Origin of the sequence: Aeromicrobium duanguangcaii (assembly GCF_024508295.1) — a bacterium.
Lineage (GTDB): Bacteria > Actinomycetota > Actinomycetes > Propionibacteriales > Nocardioidaceae > Aeromicrobium > Aeromicrobium duanguangcaii.
In genome coordinates this window covers 2,648,025-2,667,432 of record NZ_CP101990.1, presented here as the reverse complement: position 1 = coordinate 2,667,432, position 19,408 = coordinate 2,648,025, and the positions used below count along the sequence as shown (strand labels likewise).

Annotated in this window: 21 protein-coding genes and 1 riboswitch; of the genes, 18 read left to right on the top strand and 3 right to left on the bottom strand. The window is 69.9% G+C overall.

The window, feature by feature from the left end; translation table 11 throughout:
• The first annotated feature begins 97 nt into the window (after positions 1-97).
• The 10 genes from NP095_RS13150 (at position 98) to NP095_RS13105 (ending at position 9,012) form a co-directional block, all read left to right on the top strand.
• Complete coding sequence (locus tag NP095_RS13150) at positions 98-388, top strand: DUF3263 domain-containing protein (protein ID WP_232419238.1); 291 nt, start codon at positions 98-100, stop codon at positions 386-388.
• Position 389: 1 nt separating this feature from the next.
• On the top strand, positions 390-974 hold the full coding sequence (locus NP095_RS13145; protein WP_232419239.1) for a LytR C-terminal domain-containing protein: 585 nt from the start codon (positions 390-392) through the stop codon (positions 972-974).
• A 27-nt stretch (positions 975-1,001) separates the two neighbouring features.
• Entirely contained in the window at positions 1,002-1,775 is a 774-nt protein-coding gene (gene otsB, locus NP095_RS13140) for a trehalose-phosphatase (RefSeq protein WP_232419240.1), read from the top strand.
• Between the two features lie 86 nt (positions 1,776-1,861).
• Positions 1,862-1,974, top strand: a riboswitch (SAM riboswitch).
• A gap of 8 nt (positions 1,975-1,982) precedes the next feature.
• Positions 1,983-3,251, top strand: a complete 1,269-nt coding sequence (thrC, locus tag NP095_RS13135) for a threonine synthase (protein WP_256766096.1) — start codon at positions 1,983-1,985, stop codon at positions 3,249-3,251.
• A 35-nt stretch (positions 3,252-3,286) separates the two neighbouring features.
• Positions 3,287-3,565: a MoaD/ThiS family protein gene (locus NP095_RS13130; RefSeq protein WP_232419242.1), complete on the top strand. Its 279-nt coding sequence runs from the start codon at positions 3,287-3,289 to the stop codon at positions 3,563-3,565.
• 109 nt (positions 3,566-3,674) lie between these two features.
• A complete protein-coding gene (locus NP095_RS13125; RefSeq protein WP_154596526.1) occupies positions 3,675-3,878 on the top strand; it encodes a cold-shock protein in 204 nt (67 codons plus the stop codon).
• 105 nt (positions 3,879-3,983) lie between these two features.
• A complete protein-coding gene (gene groL, locus NP095_RS13120) occupies positions 3,984-5,624 on the top strand; it encodes a chaperonin GroEL (RefSeq protein ID WP_232419243.1) in 1,641 nt (546 codons plus the stop codon).
• Positions 5,625-5,980: 356 nt separating this feature from the next.
• A complete protein-coding gene (locus NP095_RS13115) occupies positions 5,981-6,721 on the top strand; it encodes an acyltransferase (protein WP_232419244.1) in 741 nt (246 codons plus the stop codon).
• 399 nt (positions 6,722-7,120) lie between these two features.
• Positions 7,121-8,569 carry a sugar transferase gene (locus NP095_RS13110; protein ID WP_232419245.1) on the top strand — a complete coding sequence of 483 codons (1,449 nt, stop codon included), beginning with the start codon at positions 7,121-7,123 and terminating at the stop codon, positions 8,567-8,569.
• Complete coding sequence (locus NP095_RS13105; protein WP_232419246.1) at positions 8,566-9,012, top strand: adenylyltransferase/cytidyltransferase family protein; 447 nt, start codon at positions 8,566-8,568, stop codon at positions 9,010-9,012. The genes NP095_RS13110 and NP095_RS13105 overlap by 4 nt, the downstream gene beginning before the upstream one ends.
• A gap of 102 nt (positions 9,013-9,114) precedes the next feature.
• Here the strand turns inward: NP095_RS13105 and cysN are convergent, their stop codons facing one another.
• The gene (gene cysN / locus NP095_RS13100; protein WP_232419247.1) at positions 9,115-10,359 is read right to left on the bottom strand and encodes a sulfate adenylyltransferase subunit CysN; all 1,245 of its coding nucleotides are present in this window, start codon (positions 10,357-10,359) and stop codon (positions 9,115-9,117) included.
• On the bottom strand, positions 10,359-11,279 hold the full coding sequence (gene cysD, locus NP095_RS13095; RefSeq protein ID WP_232419248.1) for a sulfate adenylyltransferase subunit CysD: 921 nt from the start codon (positions 11,277-11,279) through the stop codon (positions 10,359-10,361). The genes cysN and cysD overlap by 1 nt, the downstream gene beginning before the upstream one ends.
• A gap of 166 nt (positions 11,280-11,445) precedes the next feature.
• Here cysD and NP095_RS13090 point away from each other — a divergent pair, with 166 nt between their 5' ends.
• The 8 genes from NP095_RS13090 (at position 11,446) to NP095_RS13055 (ending at position 18,867) form a co-directional block, all read left to right on the top strand.
• The gene (locus tag NP095_RS13090) at positions 11,446-12,399 is read left to right on the top strand and encodes a sulfite exporter TauE/SafE family protein (RefSeq protein WP_232419249.1); all 954 of its coding nucleotides are present in this window, start codon (positions 11,446-11,448) and stop codon (positions 12,397-12,399) included.
• Positions 12,396-13,589, top strand: coding sequence for an adenylyl-sulfate kinase (gene cysC, locus NP095_RS13085; RefSeq protein WP_232419250.1), 1,194 nt, complete (start codon positions 12,396-12,398; stop codon positions 13,587-13,589). Before NP095_RS13090 ends, cysC begins: the two co-directional genes overlap by 4 nt.
• A gap of 64 nt (positions 13,590-13,653) precedes the next feature.
• Positions 13,654-15,237: an AMP-binding protein gene (locus NP095_RS13080; protein ID WP_232419251.1), complete on the top strand. Its 1,584-nt coding sequence runs from the start codon at positions 13,654-13,656 to the stop codon at positions 15,235-15,237.
• Positions 15,238-15,241: 4 nt separating this feature from the next.
• Entirely contained in the window at positions 15,242-15,700 is a 459-nt protein-coding gene (locus NP095_RS13075; protein ID WP_232419252.1) for a type II toxin-antitoxin system PemK/MazF family toxin, read from the top strand.
• Entirely contained in the window at positions 15,697-16,683 is a 987-nt protein-coding gene (locus NP095_RS13070) for a YihY/virulence factor BrkB family protein (RefSeq protein WP_232419253.1), read from the top strand. The genes NP095_RS13075 and NP095_RS13070 overlap by 4 nt, the downstream gene beginning before the upstream one ends.
• Before the next feature lie 86 nt (positions 16,684-16,769).
• The gene (locus NP095_RS13065) at positions 16,770-17,165 is read left to right on the top strand and encodes a cold-shock protein (protein ID WP_232419254.1); all 396 of its coding nucleotides are present in this window, start codon (positions 16,770-16,772) and stop codon (positions 17,163-17,165) included.
• 4 nt (positions 17,166-17,169) lie between these two features.
• The gene (locus tag NP095_RS13060) at positions 17,170-18,087 is read left to right on the top strand and encodes an AEC family transporter (protein WP_232419255.1); all 918 of its coding nucleotides are present in this window, start codon (positions 17,170-17,172) and stop codon (positions 18,085-18,087) included.
• A 57-nt stretch (positions 18,088-18,144) separates the two neighbouring features.
• Positions 18,145-18,867 carry a DUF3027 domain-containing protein gene (locus NP095_RS13055; protein WP_232419256.1) on the top strand — a complete coding sequence of 241 codons (723 nt, stop codon included), beginning with the start codon at positions 18,145-18,147 and terminating at the stop codon, positions 18,865-18,867.
• Positions 18,868-18,907: 40 nt separating this feature from the next.
• On the opposite strand, the gene NP095_RS13050 is transcribed toward NP095_RS13055, so the two are convergent.
• Positions 18,908-19,402, bottom strand: coding sequence for a DUF2530 domain-containing protein (locus NP095_RS13050; protein WP_232419257.1), 495 nt, complete (start codon positions 19,400-19,402; stop codon positions 18,908-18,910).
• Between the last annotated feature and the right edge of the window lie 6 nt (positions 19,403-19,408).

The window sequence follows — 19,408 nt, the reverse complement described above, 5'->3', positions numbered from 1 at the left end:
ATGAGAATGGGTCCACGCGCGTGGGAGTGACGAGCGCCCGGGCGCCGATTCGCCGACACGAATGACAAGCGTGTGATTCCGCCGGTACCATCGAGCCATGGCAGCGGTGGAGAGTCACGACCCGGTGGTCCGCGAGGGCGCATTGTCCGATCGCGACCGCGAGATGCTCGAGCTCGAGCGCCTGTGGTGGAAGTACGCCGGCGCCAAGGAGCAGGCGATCCGCGACAAGTTCGACATGACCGCCACGCGCTACTACCAGATCCTCAACGCGCTGATCGACTCCGAGGAGGCGCTCGCGCACGACCCCCTGCTCGTGAAGCGGCTCCGTCGCCTGCGCTCGCAGCGCCAGCGTCAGCGTCAGGCCCGCCGCACCGGCTCCGACCGCTGAGGTGGAGCAGCAGCCCGAGTCCGAGCGCCCCGAGGATCGCCGTGACGTCGGCCGCCCCCGGCCCACGTGGTCGCTGATCGTCCTGCCGGCGGTCTGGCTCGTCCTGGGTGCTCTCGGCGGCGTGGCCATCATCAACGTCGTCCGCAGCGACGACGCCCCCGCGGCCTCCGCCGAGGTCTCCGCGAAGGACGCGGGCGCCGAGCCCCCGGCGACCAAGAAGCCGAAGGCCGAGAAGTCCGAGCCCACCGCGAAGGCCACGAAGAAGCCCAAGCCCAAGCCGAAGCCCACGACCGAGCCGACCGTCGAGCCCACGGCCACCCGCTCGATCGGGGTCGGCGTGTACAACCAGATCGGCATCGGCGGCCTCGCCGCCCGAGTCGCCGGCCAGGCGCGGGTCGCGGGCTGGAGCGTCGCGGCGGTCTCGGACTGGCGCGGCAGCGTGCCGCAGGACACCGTCTACTACCCGGCCGGGCGACAGGCCGAGGCCGCGCTGCTGGGCCAGGACCTCGGCATCGTCCGGCTCATGCCCGCCACCGCGAACATGTCGTCGTCGTCCCTCACCGTCGTGCTGGCCAGCCCCCGCTGAGCTTTCGTGCCGCGCCATAATGGAGACATGACCGACCCGGGGCAGATGCTGCTGGCCCTCGACTTCGACGGAACCCTCGCTCCCATCGTCGAGGACCCGGAGTCGGCGTACATCCATCCGACATCGCTCGCCGCGCTGCGTCGTCTCGGTCCCGTGCTGGGTGCGATCGTGATCATCACCGGCCGTCCGGTCGACCAGGTCCGTCGCCTGGGCCGGTTCGAGGAGGGCCCCGGTCTGGAGCATCTCGTCGTCTTCGGTCAGTACGGCGCCGAGCGCTGGGACGCGGCCACGGGCCAGGTCCGCCGGCCCACCCGCCCGCAGGGGGTCTCCGACCTCGCCGAGTGCCTGCCGGCGTGGCTCGAGGAGCACGGCGCCTCGCGCATCCGCGTCGAGGACAAGGGACTGGCCATCGCGCTGCACACGCGTGGGGTGGCGCCGGGCCTGCTCGACGAGCTGCGACCCCAGATCGAGGCGCTCGCCGAAGAGGTCGGCCTGCACGTCGAGCCGGGACGCCAGGTCATGGAGCTGCGCGCGTCGGGCTCGGACAAGGGCCAGGCGCTGCGCCACGCCATCGAGCCGACCCAGCCCCACGTCGTCATGTACGCGGGCGACGACCTCGGTGACCTCCCCGCGTTCGAGGAGGGACTCGCCCTGCGTGCCGACGGCGTCGACGTCACCTTGGTGTGCTCTGCCTCGGCCGAGCAGGACGCGCTGGTGCCGCTGGCGGACGTGGTCCTCGACGGCCCCGACGCCGTCGCGACGTGGCTGAGCGAGCTGGCCGACTCCCTCGTGCCGGTCTGATCCGCAGCCGCTCCTGCCGTACCGTCCGTCCGTCTCAACATCCGGACGGAGTAGACGTATCGTGAGACGCCGTCCTACGCTGAAGCCACTCATCCCGAGGGGCAGAGGGACACGGCCCGACGAAGCCCCAGCAACCAGCCGATCACCGGCCAGGTGCTAATTCCGTCCGCGGTCGAACTTCGGCCCGGAGAGATGAATGGAGCCTTCGTGAGCCTCACGACCCCGGACCAGACCCTCACCCTGCGCGACGGCGCCTTCGGCAGGGCCACCTGTCTGACGTGTCGCGAGTGCGGAGCCACGCGCGATCTCGGCCCGCACTACGCCTGTTACGAGTGCTTCGGACCCCTCGAGATCGGCTACGACTTCGGCACGGTCACCCGCGAGCAGATCGAGGCCGGGCCGGCGAACATCTGGCGCTACAAGGCGCTGCTGCCCGTCCCGGACGACATCGAGTCCAGCCCCAACCTCGAGCCCGGCTTCACCCGCCTGCTCGAGGCCCGCAACCTCGCCGCCGAGCTCGGTCTGACGAAGCTCTGGGTCAAGGACGACAGCACCAACCCGACGAACTCCTTCAAGGACCGCGTCGTGGCCTGTGCGCTCAGTGCCGCCCGCGAGTTCGGCAGCACGGTCTTCGCCTGTCCCTCCACCGGCAACCTGGCGAACGCCGTCGCCGCGGCCGGCGCGCGGGCCGGCATCCGCACGGTCGTGTTCATCCCGAGCGACCTCGAGACGCCCAAGCAGGTCAACTCCGCGATCTTCACGGACAACCTGGTGGCGGTCGACGGCACGTACGACGACGTCAACAAGCTCGCCAGCGAGATCGCCGGCGAGGATCCGGGCTGGGCGTTCGTCAACGTGAACGTCCGGCCGTTCTACGCCGAGGGCTCCAAGACGCTCGGCTACGAGATCGCAGAGCAGCTGGGCTGGCGGCTGCCGGACCAGGTGGTCATCCCGGTCGCCTCGGGCTCGCAGCTGACCAAGGTGCACAAGGCCTTCCGCGAGCTGGTCGAACTGGGCCTGGTCGAGGACAAGCCGTGCCGCATCTTCGGCGCGCAGGCGCAGGGCTGCAATCCCGTCGCGACCGCGTACAAGGACGGCGTGGACGCGATCCGCCCGGTCAAGCCCGACACCATCGCCAAGTCCCTCGCGATCGGCAATCCCGCCGACGGCGTCTACGTGCTCGACATCGCGCGTGCCACCGACGGCGCGGTCGAGGAGGTCGACGACGAGCAGATCCGCGACGCGATCGTCCTGCTGGCGCGCACGGAGGGCATCTTCACCGAGACCGCCGGCGGCACCACGGTGGCCGTGCTGAAGAAGCTCGTCGAGACCGGACAGCTCGACCCGACGCTCGAGACCGTCGTGATCAACACCGGTCACGGACTCAAGACGCTCGACGCCGTCGCCGGATCGGTCGGCCCACGCGCCACCATCGCCCCCACCTACGACGCCTTCACCGCGGCCGGCATCGCCTGATCCGCCCGACCCACCCCTTCTCGAGGAGCATCCCCATGGCCGTTTCCGTCCGCATCCCCACCATCTTGCGCAACTACACGAACGACGAGTCCCAGGTCAGCGCCGAGGGCGAGAACCTCAGCGCCGTGATCGAGTCGCTCGAGGCGTCCTACCCCGGGATCCGGGCCCGGATCGTCGACGAGGACGGCAAGCTGCGCCGCTTCGTGAACGTGTACGTGGCGGAGGAAGATGTCCGCTTCGCCGATGGTCTGGACACCCGCACGGTCGACGGCACGCAGATCTCGATCATCCCGGCGGTCGCCGGCGGCTGTTGAGCCACGGGCAGTAGGGCCGACGACCGGATCCGATTCACACTGCGGGGCTTGCTGGCGATACGCTTGAGTGGGTCCGGCCGCGGGCCTTTCGCGCAGAACAGGTGGTCACATGGTGCATGGCACCGTCAAGTGGTTCAACTCCGACAAGGGCTACGGCTTCATCGCCGTCGACGGCCAGGACGACGTGTTCGTCCACTGGTCGAAGATCGCGATCAACGGCTTCAAGACCCTCGAGGACGGTCAGACGGTCGAGTTGGAGGTCGTGGACGGTCCCAAGGGACGCGAGGCCGAGAACGTGCAGCCTCAGCACTGACGGGCTGGATCGCCCCCGGTGCGGGGTGGCTTGAGTTGTGGTGATTAGCACTCGTATAGTGAGAGTGCTAGATCCACTTCTACCCATTGTCGGAGACACGCACCCATGGCTAAGTCCATCGCATTCAACGAAGAAGCCCGGCGCGGGCTCGAGCGCGGCATGAACCAGCTCGCCGACGCCGTGAAGGTCACCCTCGGCCCGAAGGGCCGCAACGTCGTCCTCGAGAAGAAGTGGGGAGCCCCCACGATCACGAACGACGGCGTCTCCATCGCCAAGGAGATCGAGCTCGAGGACCCGTACGAGAAGATCGGCGCCGAGCTCGTCAAGGAAGTCGCCAAGAAGACCGACGACGTCGCCGGTGACGGCACCACGACCGCCACCGTCCTGGCTCAGGCGCTCGTCCGCGAGGGCCTGCGCAACGTCGCCGCCGGTGCCAACCCGATGGGCCTGAAGAAGGGCATCGAGACCGCCGTCGAGGCCATCAGCGCCCAGCTGCTCGACATGGCCAAGGACGTCGAGACCAAGGAGCAGATCGCCTCCACCGCGTCCATCTCGGCCGCTGACCCCACGGTCGGCGAGATCATCGCCGAGGCCATGGACAAGGTCGGCAAGGAAGGCGTCATCACGGTCGAGGAGTCGAACACGTTCGGCCTCGACCTCGAGCTGACCGAGGGCATGCGGTTCGACAAGGGTCACCTGTCGGGCTACTTCGTCACCGACCCCGAGCGCATGGAGACCGTGCTCGAGGATCCGTACATCCTCATCGTCAACAGCAAGATCAGCACCGTGAAGGACATGGTCCCGGTGCTGGAGAAGGTCATGCAGACCGGCAAGCCGCTGGCGATCATCGCCGAGGACGTCGAGGGCGAGGCCCTGGCCACGCTCATCGTCAACAAGCTCAAGGGCACGTTCAAGTCGGTCGCCATCAAGGCCCCCGGCTTCGGCGACCGCCGCAAGGCCATGCTCACCGACATCGCGATCCTCACCGGTGGCGAGGTCATCAGCGAGGAAGTCGGTCTCAAGCTCGAGAACGCCGACCTGACGCTGCTGGGCACCGCCCGCAAGGTCGTCACCACCAAGGACGAGACGACCATCGTCGAGGGTGGCGGCGACGAGGCCCAGATCCAGGGTCGCGTGGCCCAGATCAAGGCCGAGATCGAGAACAGCGACTCGGACTACGACCGCGAGAAGCTCCAGGAGCGCCTCGCCAAGCTGGCCGGCGGCGTGGCCGTCATCAAGGTCGGCGCGGCCACGGAGGTCGAGCTCAAGGAGCGCAAGCACCGCATCGAGGACGCCGTCCGCAACGCCAAGGCAGCCGTCGAGGAGGGCATCGTCGCCGGTGGCGGCGTCGCGCTCGTCCAGGCCAGCAAGGCCGTGTTCGAGAAGCTCGAGCTCACCGGTGACGAGGCCACCGGCGCCAACATCGTGCGCCTGGCCGTCTCGGCCCCGCTCAAGCAGATCGCGGTCAACGCCGGCCTCGAGGGCGGCGTCGTCGCGGAGAAGGTCGCCAACCTGGAGCCCGGCCTGGGCCTCAACGCGGCCACCGGCGAGTACGTCGACATGATCGCCTCGGGCATCATCGACCCGGCCAAGGTGACGCGCTCGGCGCTGCAGAACGCCGCGTCCATCGCCGCGCTGTTCCTCACGACCGAGGCCGTCGTGGCCGACAAGCCCGAGCCGGCCGCTGCCGGTGGCGGCGCGCCGGACATGGGCGACATGGGTGGCATGGGCGGCATGGGCTTCTGATCCCACCGCTTCATCACACGGAACCCCGGCACCTCGGTGCCGGGGTTCCGTGCGTTCAGCGCAGGCTGGTCGAGCCCTGCTCGGCCTGGACCGGCGCGGTGGCGAAGGCGATGGCTGCCACCACCACGGGGATCGCGATGCCGACCGTCGCCAGCAGGGCCCAGGGGACGGCCACGGAGGGCTCGCCGTAGGTGGTCGAGCCAGCGCACGAGCGCCTCGGTGTCGAAGATGCGGCGTTCGAACTCCGAGCGCAGCTCGGCGCCGTAGTGCGGCGCCGCGGCGCGATCACGCCCGAGATGTCCTCGGCGCGCGCCCCAGTGCTCCCGGATGTGCGGGTGGCGCGGGAGGATAGGCCCGTGACGACGTGGCAGCAGCTGACCCGCACCGACGATCCCTTGACCGACGAGCACCGCGCGCGATTGGTCGCCGCGGGCGTCGAGCCGGATCGGCTGGAGGCGGTCGAGTGGCGGCGGATGGACGGGCCGCTGCCCTCCTGGTGGAACGACCTCGGCAATGCGCTCTACGCGGCCGAGGGGGCCCGCCTGCCCGATCACGTGGTCGAGGCGCTCACCACCTTCTACTTCCGCGACACCGTGATCGTGATCGGCGCCCCGATGGACCAGCTGACCTCCCTGTTGGTCGGCGGTGACGAGGCCACGGTGTTCCTCGACCAGCGCGTCATCCTCACGGCGGGTGAGGTCTACTGCGGTGCGGGCTCGTCCGTGGTCCTGCACGGGCCCCTGGTGGCCACGCGGTCGCCCGTGGTGGACGCGCGCAACGGCGGCCGGGTCGTCGCTGCCGGCGATCAGCTCTGGGCGGCGGGGGTCTACATCGCCACCGACGACATGCACCGGCTGGAGGACGCGACCACGGGGGAGCGGATCAACCCCTTCGGCGCCACCATCTCCATCGGGCACCACGTGTGGCTCTGTCGCGAGGCCGTCGTGTCCGGTCACGTCGACATCGGCGAGCACGTCTGCGTCGGACTGCGCGCGGTCGTCCGGGGTCAGAAGGTGCCGTCGCACGTCGTCATCGCGGGATCTCCGGGACGGGTGGTGCGGGAGGGGACAACGTGGTCTTTCGGAGATGAGCCGTGATCTTTCTTTTGCCCCTTGTTTGCAGGTAACCTCCGCATTCGGGGCGGATGCTCCCCGGATTTCCTGCATTGCGCCGGATTCTCGCCTGTAACCCACAGTGTCACTCTGTGTGACGTGGTCAACAAGAGTGAATTTGTGCAATGCCCGGACACACGCGCCATGAATGCCCTACTTTCAAGGGAAAGCAGGGGTGTCGCGTCACTCGGTGCCTGGTCGGTGGGGGAAGCCGGCCCGGGGGAGATCGAGTGGCGGGAGTCGAGCGGGGGAGGCCCACGGGCACGTATCGACGCCGGGTGATGACGCTCTTGGCTGGTACGCAGACACGAGACGGCACGTGAGCGCAAGGTGAGGCGGAGGGGTCCGCAGCTCGACACCGAGGGTTCGCATTGGGGAGTGGGTATGAGTTCAGCGATCGACGGGCGCGATGATGTCGTCCTACCGCTGCGACTGGTCGAGCCGATCACTGGCGACGCTGATTTCGGATCACCGTCCGTGCACCGCGAGCTCACTGCCATCCCGACCGGCCGTTCCTCTGTCGCCACCTTGATCCGCCAAGGCTTCTTCGGCCATCTCGTCGTCCTGCTCGGAACCGTCGTCGCCGGCGTCGCCGTCGGCCTCACTCCCGGGACGCTCGTCCTGGTCACCCTCGGTGTCGCCGTCTGGCTGGGGTTCGGTCTCGCCGCGCTGCCGGCCTACGAGCGGGCCGGCTCGCTGCGCCCCGCGAAGCGGCTCCTGGCCGTTCTCGCCCTGGGCGCCCTGGCCACCCTCGTCGTCTCGGACGTCATCTCCGCCGAGCTGCGGGCCACGGTCGTCGTCCTGAGCGTCACGGCCGTCCTGATCGTCGCGTCCGCGCTCGTCCACCGTGCCGTGATGCGGCGCGTCCCGACCCTGCTGGTCGGCCCCGCCGACGCGGTCAACCGCCTGTCCGCGCGCTGGGAGGACCGCGACGACCTGGTCGTGGTCGGTCGCTGCACATGGGACTCGACGCTGCCGCTGGGCAGCGCCACCGTGAACTCCGTCGTGCGCGACGTCCCCAAGCTGCTGCGCACCGTGCGCGGGGCGCGGGTCGTCATCACCGCCGATCAGGCGCTGGGCGACGCGTCCCTGCGCCATCTGGCCTGGGGCCTGCAGCGTGCCGAGGTCGAGTGCCTGGTCCTGACGGACATGAACGACTACGTCGAGTTCGTCCGTCCCACGCGCGTCGGCGACCAGCTGGCACTCGCCCTCGATCCGCCGAACAGCCACCTCGTCGGTCAGGCGACCAAGGCCTTCTTCGACCGCTCCATGGCCGTGCTGGCGGTCGTCCTGGGCGCTCCGCTCATGGCGCTCATCGCGCTGGCCATCCGGCTCGACTCCGCCGGGCCGGTCATCTACCGCCAGGAGCGCACGGGCAAGGACGGCGTGCCGTTCACGATCTTCAAGTTCCGCACGATGGTCGTCGACGCCGACCAGCGCGTCGAGGAGCTGCGCGACCTCAACGACGGCTCCGGGCCCCTGTTCAAGATGACGCAGGATCCCCGCGTCACCCGGGTCGGCCGCCTGCTGCGCCAGACGTCCCTGGACGAGCTGCCCCAGCTGTTCAACGTGCTGCTCGGCGACATGGCGCTGGTCGGTCCGCGGCCGGCTCTCGAGAGCGAGACCTCGCAGTACAGCCAGTGGGTCTGGCGTCGCCTGCACGTCAAGCCGGGCATGACCGGGTTGTGGCAGGTCAGCGGCCGCTCCACGTTGTCGTGGGACGAGTCGATCCGACTCGACCTGATGTACGTCAACAACTGGAACCTGCGGATGGACTTCTCGATCCTGCTCAAGACGATCGCCGTGGTCGTCAACCGCAAGGGCGCCTGGTGAGCGCCGTCGAGACCGTGGAGGTCGGATACGCCAGCGGCGTGTTCGACATGTTCCACATCGGTCACCTCAACCTGCTGCGCCGGTCCCGCGAGCACTGCAGCACGCTCGTGGTCGGCGTGGCCAGTGACGAGTACGTCCTGGGCCTCAAGGGCCGTGAGCCGGTCGTGCCGCTGGCCGAGCGCCTCGAGATCGTCGCGTCCCTGCGCTTCGTCGACGAGGTGATCGTCGACCGCAGCGAGGACAAGCGTGTGGCCTGGCGCGACCGTAGCTTCGACGCCATCTTCAAGGGCGACGACTGGCGCGGCTCGCCGAAGGGCGAGCGGCTCGAGCAGGCGATGCGGGACGTGGGCGCCCGCGTCGTCTACTTCCCGTACACGCTGCACACCTCCAGCACCCGGCTGCGCGGGTACATCGAGCGCAGTGAGGCCGAGACCTTCGGCTGATGGGCCGAGCGGGCTCGCTCCGCTCGCCCTCACTCCCGACTCCGCAGGGCTCCGCCGGGTCGTCCCCCTCGTCGCTGCACTCCTCGCCATGGCGAGGAGTGTTCAGTGCTCGGTGATCGTGCCGGCGCCGACCGTCCGGTTGGTCGCCTCGTCGATCAGGATGAACGCGCCACCTTGGCGGTTGCGCTGGTACGGATCGACCATGAGCGGCTGCGTCGTCCGCAGCACCACGCGACCGATCGCGTTCAGGCCCAGGCTGCCCGGCGACTGGTGACGGTGCAGCGTGTTGACGTCGAGCTCGTACTTGATGTCCTTGACCAGCGCCCGCGCCGATCGCGTCGTGTGCTTGATCGCGTACTTCGCGCCGACCTTCATCGCGTCGGTGTCCATCCAGCACACCATGGCGTCGAGGTCCTGCGTGACGGTGGGCTGGTTGTTCGGCCGCACGATCATGTCGCCACGGGAGACGTCGACCTCGTCCTCGAGGCGGACGGTCACCGACATCGGCGCGAACGCCTCGGTCAGCTCGCCCTTCGCGGTGTCGATGGCCTTGATCCGGCTCGGCAGTCCGCTGGGCAGGATGAGGACCTCGTCGCCCGGGCGCAGGACGCCGCTGATGACCTGACCGGCGAACGCGCGGTAGTCGCCCTGACCGTTCTGGGGGCGGATGACGTACTGCACCGGGAAGCGCACGTCGACCAGGTTGCGATCACTGGCGATGTAGACGTTCTCGAGGTGGTGCAGCAGCGACGGGCCGTCGTACCACGGCATCTGCGCCGAGCGGGTGACGACGTTGTCGCCGGTCAGGGCCGAGACCGGGATCGTGGTGACGTCGGTGAACTCCAGGCGGGCCGCGAAGTCGACGAACTCCTCGCTGATCTCGCGGTAGACGTCCTCGGACCAGTCGACCAGGTCCATCTTGTTGATCGCCAGCACGATGTGCGGCACCCGCAGCAGCGACACAAGCGTCGCGTGGCGCCGGCTCTGCTCCTGCAGGCCCTTGCGCGCGTCGACCAGGATGATCGCCAGATCGGCCGTCGAGGCGCCCGTGACCATGTTGCGCGTGTACTGAGTGTGCCCGGGGGTGTCCGCGATGATGAACTTGCGCTTGGGCGTGGAGAAGTAGCGGTAGGCGACGTCGATCGTGATGCCCTGCTCGCGCTCGGCCCGCAGCCCGTCGGTCAGCAGGGCCAGGTCGGTGTACTCGTCGCCGCGCTTGGCGCTCGTGGCCTCGACGGCCTCGAGCTGATCGGTGAAGATCGACTTGGAGTCGAACAGCAGCCGTCCGATGAGCGTGCTCTTGCCGTCGTCGACCGAGCCGGCCGTGGCGAATCGCAGGATGTCCATCAGAAGTAGCCCTCCTTCTTGCGATCCTCCATCGCGGCCTCACTGACCTTGTCGTCGCCGCGCGTCGCGCCGCGCTCGGTGATCCGCGTGGCCGCGACCTCGGTCACGACCTCCTCCGGCGTGGCGGCGGTCGAGGGGACCGCCGCGGTCAAGGTGGCGTCGCCGACGGTGCGGTAGCGGACCGACTCGACGAACACCTCCTCGTCGTCACGGGGCTGGCAGTGCTGGTTGATCGTGAAGTACATGCCGTCGCGCAGGAAGACCTCGCGCTCCTTGGCGTAGTAGATGTCCGGCAGCTCGATGTTCTCGCGGGCGATGTACTGCCAGATGTCCAGCTCGGTCCAGTTCGACAGCGGGAAGCAGCGGATGCTCTCGCCCGGGTGGATCCGGCCGTTGTACAGGTTCCACAGCTCGGGCCGCTGGTTCTTGGGGTCCCACTGGCCGAAGTCGTCGCGGAAGGAGAAGACGCGCTCCTTGGCGCGGGCCTTCTCCTCGTCGCGGCGGGCGCCGCCGAACAGGGCCGAGAGGCCGTGGCGCTCGGCCGTGCGGATCAGGACCGGGGTCTGGATGCGGTTGCGCGAGCCGTTGGGCTCCTCGCGGACGAACCCCTCGTCGATCGCCTCCTGCACCGACCCCACGATCAGCCGGACTCCCAGCTGGTCGACGACGTGATCGCGGAACGCGAGCACCTCGTCGAAGTTGTGGCCGGTGTCGATGTGCACGACCGGGAAGGGAATCGGCCCGGGGGCGAAGGCGCGCACCGCGAGGTTGAGCATGACGACGGAGTCCTTGCCGCCGGAGAACAGCAGTCCGGGATGCTCGTTCTCGGCGACGAGCTCACGGATGATGAAGATCGCCTCGGCCTCGAGCACGTCGAGCTGGCTCAGGCCATAGCGGCGCGTGTCGCTCGTGTCGGTCATCGACGGGTTCCTCCCCAGCGGGTCGATCGGTGCCCGCGGTGCTGCGATGGCGTGCGGATTCGGGTTCCACGCGGTCGCACCGTCGGCGCGGCTCGACACTAACATCGTGCCGAAGCCCCGCCGCACCTCGGTGACGGCGTGAGACGCTGTGACAGAATCGGCCCTCATGGACTCGTCGCTGGTGGCCGGCGCCTTCGTCGTCGGGATCGTCGTGGGTCTGACGGGCATGGGCGGCGGAGCGCTCATGACGCCGATGCTGGTCTTCTTCTTCAACGTGCCCCCGCTGACCGCCGTGTCGAGCGATCTGGTCGCCAGCGCCGTGATGAAGCCGGTGGGCGCCTCGGTGCACCTGCGGCGCGGCACGGTGAACCTCAAGCTCGTGGGCTGGCTGTGCGCCGGATCCGTCCCGGCGGCCTTCTGCGGGGTCCTGATCCTGCGGGCCTTCGGGCAGTCCGAGCAGGCCCAGGAGACGATCAAGGTCGCGCTGGGCGTCGCCATCTTGCTCAGTGCGGCGATGCTCATGGTCCGCGCCTTCCTGCGTCTGGTCGAGCGCGCGCGCACCCGTGACGGTCGCGGCGAGCCGCTGCCGCAGTCGCGGCCCGAGCGCGACGTGCGGCCCCTGCCCACGCTGCTGCTGGGCATCGTCGGCGGGCTCGTGGTGGGCATGACCTCCGTCGGCTCCGGATCGCTCGTCATCATCGGCCTGATGCTGCTCTACCCGGGCCTGAAGGCCAGTCAGCTGGTCGGCACGGACCTGGTCCAGGCGGTGCCCCTGGTCGCGGCGGCGGCCATCAGCCACGCGATCTTCGGCGACCTCGACCTCGCCATCTCGCTGCCGTTGATCATCGGCTCGGTGCCCGGCGCCTACATCGGGGCGCGACTGTCGGCCCGCCTGCCCGGCGGGTGGGTGCGACGAGCGCTGGCGTTCGTGCTGCTGGCGTCCGGCCTCAAGCTGATCGGGGTCCCCACCGACACGACGGGCCTCGTCCTGGTGCTGGTGCTCTTCGGCGCCCCGCTGGTCTGGATGGTGATCCGGCTGCGGCTGGGGTTCCCCGCGTTCGCGATGCTCGAGAATCGCCAGCGCCGAGCCGCCGCCGCGCACGGCGAGGCCGACCGGTGAGCGCGTCCGCCGTCCTGCGCGGTCCTCAGCTCGACGGGCTCGAGTTGATCCTCGGCCGGTTCCTCGCGCCGGTCGACGGGTACTGCCTGCCCGGCCGCGCCCCGGCGGGCTGGCCCATCGAGGCGCATCTGGTCGTGCCTGCCCAGGCGGCGCGCGAAGCCGTCGACCAGGGGTCATTGACCCTCACCGATCCCGACAACACGCCGCTGGCCGTCCTCGTGCTGGGCGACACGCTGCCCCGTGACGACCGGACCACGTGGGTCGCAGGCCGGGTGCGTCCGCTGAAGGCCGCCGAGCACCCGCCGGCCCGGGCCCTGCGCCTGGTCGTGCCCGTGGACCTGCGTGATCACGTCGTCGCGCTCTTCTCCGGCCGCGTCAGCGCCGCCGACGTCATGCGTGCCGTCCGCGCCGCGGACGGCCGGCCGCTCGCGTTGATCGGCGTGGCCAGCCAGGACGTCCCGGCCGCCGACGTCGCCGTGATGGACGAGCTGCGCCACTGCGCCGACGAGATCCCCGGGGCCCGTGCCTGGTACCTCGCGGCGCCGGCCGTCAGCGAGACCAGCACGGCCGAGGAGGTGCTGGCGCTCGCGCTGCGCACCTCCGGCGTCGACGACTACCTGGACTTCCGGCACCCGGGCTCCGCCGCGTCCGGCGGTGCCGTCCTGCTGTTCACCGGCCTCTCCGGCGCCGGCAAGTCCACCGTGGCGCGGGCGCTCGTCGAGGCCGTGACGGCACGGGGGCTCGCGCGCCCCGTCCTGCTCGACGGCGACGACGTGCGCCAAGAGCTGTCGGCGGGTCTGGGCTACGGCCGCGAGGACCGCGAGCGCAACCTCACTCGCATCGCCTGGGTCGCGGCACGCGTGGCCGAGGTGGGCGGACTGGCCGTGTGCGCGCCGATCGCGCCGTTCGCGTCGGCCCGCCAGGCGATGCGCGAGCGCGTCGAGCCCACGTCGCCCTTCCTGGTCATCCACGTGGCCACGCCGTTGGCCGTCGCCGAGGCTCGCGATCGCAAGGGTCTGTACGCCAAGGCGCGCGCCGGTCTCATCGCGGACTTCACCGGGATCGACTCGCCCTACGAGGTGCCCGAGGACGCTGATCTGGTCATCGACACGTCCCGCACCGGGGTCGGCGAGTGCGTCGAGTCCGTGCTGCGCATGCTGTGTGACAAGGGCCTGACCGCCGACTCGTGAAAACGGGCAGGATACTGCCCTTTTGGCTGTTAGGCTCCGGTCCATGGGTGATCTGGGTTACAAAATGAAGGTCCTTCGGCGCATGGGTGTCATCAAGGCACTGCCGCCGCACAAGTTGATCGGTGCTGCCCGTCAGCTCAAGAAGTGGGGCCCTGGTCTGCCGTCCGGCGTCAACGCCGCCGCCAAGCGCTACCCCAAGCAGGTGGCGATCGTGGACGACGCCGGCGAGATCACCTACGAGGACCTCGTCGCGCAGATCAACCAGTACACGGAGGTCCTGCGTGACCGCGGGCTCCAGCCGGGCGACTCCGTCGCCGTGCTGGCGCGCAACCACCGCTACCTGGTGATCGCGCTCATCGCGGTCGTGCAGCTCGGTGGCCGCGTCCTGTTGCTCAACACCATGTCCAGCCGCGCCCAGCTGACCGATCTGGCCGAGCGCGAGGGCGCCGAGCTGCTCATCCTCGACCAGGAGTTCCTGCCGCTCGTCGAGGACGTGCGACGCAGCCGGCTGATGCTGGCGTGGGCCGACGCGGACGCTCCCGGCGACCTGCCCTCAATCGAGTCGTCCACCGTCGGCAAGCCGTCGGGCGATCAGCCGCTGCCGGCCAAGCACGGCGAGATGATCATCTTCACGTCCGGCACGACCGGCCTGCCGAAGGGTGCGAAGCGCAAGGAGCCCGACGACCTCAAGCCCGTGCTGGCGTTCTTCGGCTCGATTCCGTACCGCAGCAACTCGGTCGTCGCGATCGGCGCGCCGCTGTTCCACTCCTGGGGCCTGATCAACCTGGGCTTCGGCCTGTCGACCTGTCCCACGTTCGTGTTCCGCCGTCGCTTCAATCCCGAGCAGACGCTGCAGGACATCGAGAAGTACAAGGTCGAGGTCCTGGTCGTCGTGCCGCTCATGCTCCAGCGCATGGTCAAGGCCGACCCGCAGGTCGTCAAGAACACCGACGTGTCGAGCCTGAAGATCACCGCGTCCAGCGGCTCGGCCCTCGCCGGCGATCTGGCCCTGCACTACATGGACATGTTCACCGACTCCATCTACAACTTCTACGGCGCGACCGAGACCAGTTGGATCACGATCGCCGACCCGAAGGACCTGCGGGCAGCTCCCGGCACCGCCGGCAGGGTCCCGTGGCGCACGACGGTCAAGATCCTCGACCACGACGGCAACGAGGTCCCCCAGGGCGACATCGGCGTCATCCACGTCGTGAACGACATGCCCTTCGGCGGGTACACCGACGGCCGCAACAAGTCCTTCCACTCCGGACTCATGGACTCGGGCGACCTCGGCTACTTCGACGAGGAGGGCCGTCTGTTCGTGGCCGGCCGCGATGACGACATGATCATCTCCGGCGGCGAGAACGTCTTCCCGCGCGAGCTCGAGGACTGCCTCGTCGAGCACCCGGAGGTGGCCGACGTGGTCGTCACCGGCATCGCCGACCCCGAGTGGGGCCAGCGCCTGGCCGCCTACGTGGTGCGCAAGGAGGGCAGCGACGTCAGCGCCGACGAGCTCGTGCAGTTCGCGAAGGACAACGTGGCCCGCTCCGCCGTGCCGCGCGGTGTCATGTTCCTCGAGAGCCTGCCGCGCAACCCCACGGGCAAGGTCATGAAGCGTCAGCTGCCCGCGTTCGAGACGACAGTCTGAGACGGTGCCCCGACGGGGCCTGGCGGGTGTCCTGCGGCGGCTGGTCGGCGCGGGACGCCTCGCCGTGCCGCCTGCCCGCGGGCTCGACACGACGTGGGCGGGCGACCATGACGGGCGCCCCGATCCGGGCGAGGTCGTCTGGACCTGGGTGCCCTACGAGGACGACCCCCGCCGCGGCAAGGACCGGCCCGTCCTGCTGATCGGCCGCCGTCCGGACGCGACACTCGTGGCCCTGCAGATGACGTCGAAGGACCACGACCGCGACGCCGCCCAGGAGGCGCGGGCCGGGCGGTTCTGGATGGACATCGGATCGGGTCCGTGGGACGCGCAGGGCCGGCCCAGCGAGGTCCGGCTCAACCGCCTCATCGAGGTGCGCGAGGACGACGTCCGCCGAGAAGGCGCCGTTCTTCCCCGCGAGGTGTACGAGCAGGTCCTGCGCGCTGCGCGACAATACCTGCCATGAGCATCGTCGCCCGGCTGGACCGCTTTCAGCGCGCCCACCCGGTCGTCGGGTTCCCGATCGCGGTCGTCTACAAGTTCTTCGACGACCAGGGTCCCTACCTGGCGGCGATCATGACGTACTACGCCTTCATCGCGATCTTCCCGCTGATGCTGATCGCCACCTCGGTCCTGGGCTTCGTGCTGCAGGGCGACCTCGAGCTGCAGCAGAAGCTGCTCGACACCGCGCTGGGCCAGTTCCCGATCGTCGGTGACCAGCTGGGGCGCCCGGAGGGTCTCACCGGCAGCACCTCGGCGATCATCGTCGGCACGCTCGCCGCGCTCTACGGCGCGCTCGGGGTCGGCCAGTCCACCCAGAACGCCGGGAACGTGGCGTGGGGCGTGCCCCGCAACAGCCGGCCGAACCCGATCATGATGCGACTGCGCAGCGTCGTGGTGCTGAGCATCGGCGGCCTCGGCATCGGCGTCATCGCGGTCGTCCAGTCGCTCGTGGACAACCCGCAGGTCGTCGGCATCGACCACCTGCCCGACCTCGGCCTGCTGGTCCGCCTCATCGGCCTGCTCGTGTCGTGGGGCATCTTCATCACGATCTTCAAGCTCGTGAGCCTGCGCCGGGCGTCGTGGCGATCGGTGCTGCCGGGCTCGCTGTTCTGCGCGCTGGGCTGGCAGCTGCTGCAGTTCGCGGGCGACGCGTACGTGCAGCGCGTCATCGTCCGGGCGTCGTCGATGAACCAGACCTTCGCGCTCGTGCTCGGCCTGCTCGCCCTGCTGTTCCTGCTGACCTCGATCATCGTGATGGGCCTGGAGATCAACGTCGTGCGCCGGCGCCGGCTCTATCCTCGCGCCCTGCTGACTCCCTTCACCGACAACGTGGTGCTCACCGAGGGCGACCGACGCGCCTACGCGCAGTACGCGCGGATGCAGCGGCACAAGGGATTCCAGACCATCTCCGTCGACTTCGACAGCGACGACGACACGGAGCCGTGACGGATCCGGGCAGCAGCGGGACCCGCTCGGGGCCCGCAGGCCACTAGACTGCAGACGTTGCACTCGGCGAACGCAAAGGAACGGTCATGCCCACCGGCAAGGTGAAGTGGTACGACCCCGAGAAGGGGTTCGGTTTCCTCAGTCGTGAGGACGGCGACGACGTCTACGTGCGCTCGGACGCGCTCCCCGACGGCGTCACCACGCTCAAGGCCGGCACGCGCGTCGAGTTCGGCATCGCCGCCGGCCGTCGTGGCGACCAGGCGCTCCAGGTGCGCGTGCTCGACCCGACCCCCTCGGTCGCCCAGGCGCAGGCCCAGGCGCGACGCAAGTCGCCCGAGGAGATGGTCGTCATCGTCGAGGACCTCGTGAATCTCCTCGACGGACTGGGCGAGGGGTACCGGCACGGCCGTCACCCCGAGGGCAAGCGCGCCCATCAGGTCGCGCAGCTGCTGCGCCGCCTCGCGGCCGACCTCGACTCTTGATCGGGTGACCGGCGCGCTCGAGGGCTTCGCGGTCATCGGCGCGCTCATCGCGGTGGGCTACGTCCTGGCCGCGACGGGGGTGCTCGACGCGGCCAGCCAGGTCGTGCTGTCCCGGCTGGTCTACTTCGTCGCCACCCCGGCGCTGCTGATCGACGTCCTGGGCTCGACCGATCTCGGCACGGTCTTCGGCCCGTGGTTCGTGGTCGCCGTCGCCGCCGTCGTGGGCACCCTCGCGGTCTACCTGCCGTGGGCCCGCTGGCGCGGCCGCTCGCGGCGCGACGCCGTGGTGGGCGGTCTGTCGTCCTCGTACGCCAACGCCGGGTACCTCGGGCTCCCGATCGCGGGCTTCGTGCTGGGCGACGCGGCGTTCGCGCTGCCCACCATGGTGCTGCAGCTGACGATCTACGCGCCGCTGGCGCTGACCTTCCTCAGCATGGAGGCCGGCGTCCGGGCCACCCCGTGGTCGTTCGTCCAGGCGGGGCTGCGCAACCCGGTCTCGGTCGCGGCCGTCATCGGCGTGCTGGTGTCCCTGGCGCACGTGGACCTGCCGCGCGTCGTGGCCGAGCCGATCTCGCTGCTCGGGGCGATGGCCATTCCCAGCGCCCTGCTGGCCTACGGCGTCGCGCTGCGCTTCGGGCCCCGGGTCGGACACGGCAACGGTCGCGAGGTCGCCTTCGTCTCCGTGCTCAAGCTCGCGTGGCAGCCGCTCGTCGCCTATGTCGTGGCCCGGTACGCGCTGGACCTCAGCGCGCACGAGACCGCCGGGGTCACCCTGATGGCGGCGCTGCCGACCGCCCAGAACGTCTTCGTGTACGCCTCACGGTTCGGGCACGCGACGGTGCTGGCCCGCGACTGCGTGGCGGTGACGACGGTGGCGTCGCTGCCCGTGCTCGTCGTCCTGGCGGCCGTGCTCGTGCCCTGACCCTCCGGCGGACCGGCCGGGTTGGTCCGGTATGGGCCCGTGAGGGACAATCGGGGCATGAGCACGGTGACCTCCCACGCCCGAGCCGCCCTCGACGAGAGCGTCGACGTCGGCACCGTCGGCGATCACCTCGGCACGACCGAGGAGGCGCCGGGCCTGCTCACCGAGCGCTTCGCGTGCCTGCTGCCCGGATACCGGGGTTGGTACTGGGCCGTCAGCCTCTGCGTGCTGGACGAGCACGCCACCGTCAACGACATCGTGCTGCTGCCCGGCGACGAGGCGATCGTCGCTCCCGCGTGGACGCCGTACCGCGAGCGCATCCGTCCCGGCGACCTCGGTCCCGGCGACGTGCTGCCGCCCGAGGAGGACGACATCCGACTGGTCCCGGCCTGGTCGGCCGGTGACGGCGACGGCGCCGGCGTGGTCGACCGTCACTTCGCCCGCGAGATCGGCCTCGGCCGCGAGTGGGTCCTCTCGCTCGAAGGACGCGAGGACGCCGCCGAGCGCTGGTACGAGGGCGACGCCGGTCCCGACACGCCGATCGCCAAGCAGGCCCCCGGCACGTGCGGCACGTGCGGGTTCCTCGTCTCCCTGGCCGGCGACCTGTCCGACCGGTTCGGCGTGTGCGCGAACAAGATGGCGAACGCCGACGGACGCGTCGTCGCGCTGACCCACGGGTGCGGTGCGCACTCGGGCGGCCGGCCCAAGCGCTCGTCGTCGGCCTCGAAGCTGCCGGACCCGGTCTACGACACGATCAGCGTGCAGGTCGAGGAGTTCTGAGCCGGTCGTGCGTGCTGCGATGGTGCGAGGCCGTGGGGCCTCAGTTCCTGCGACGCCGTCCGATGGGTCGCTCGGTCGGCTCGCTGCTCTCGGCGGGCGGCGCGACCTCGGCCTGCTGAGCGCCCGGGGCGCGGGTCTTCTCGGTCTTGGGAGTCTTCGCGGTCTTGGGGGCCTTCTCGGCCCTCGGCGTCTTCGTGACCTCGGGCGTCTTCTTCGCCTCGGGCGCCTCCGCCTGACGCTCCAGCAGCGCGTCACGCCGGCGCTTGCAGTACTCGATGCCCATGAGGCCCAGGCCCAGGCCGGCGATCGCCGTCCAGAGCCACCAGGTGCGGCCCTGGTCCTGCAGGTTGCCCCAGAACGGCAGCAGGGCGATGGCCACGATGCCCCAGCCGATCGTGCCGATGGTCATCGTGCGCACGCCGTCGACGTCCATGGGCTCGACCTCCGCCACCCGATGGGTCGTGCGGCCGAACTCCAGCTCCGTGACCTCGGGGCGTCCCAGGTCGGGGATGCGCGGTCGCTTCGTACTGGCCATGCCCCC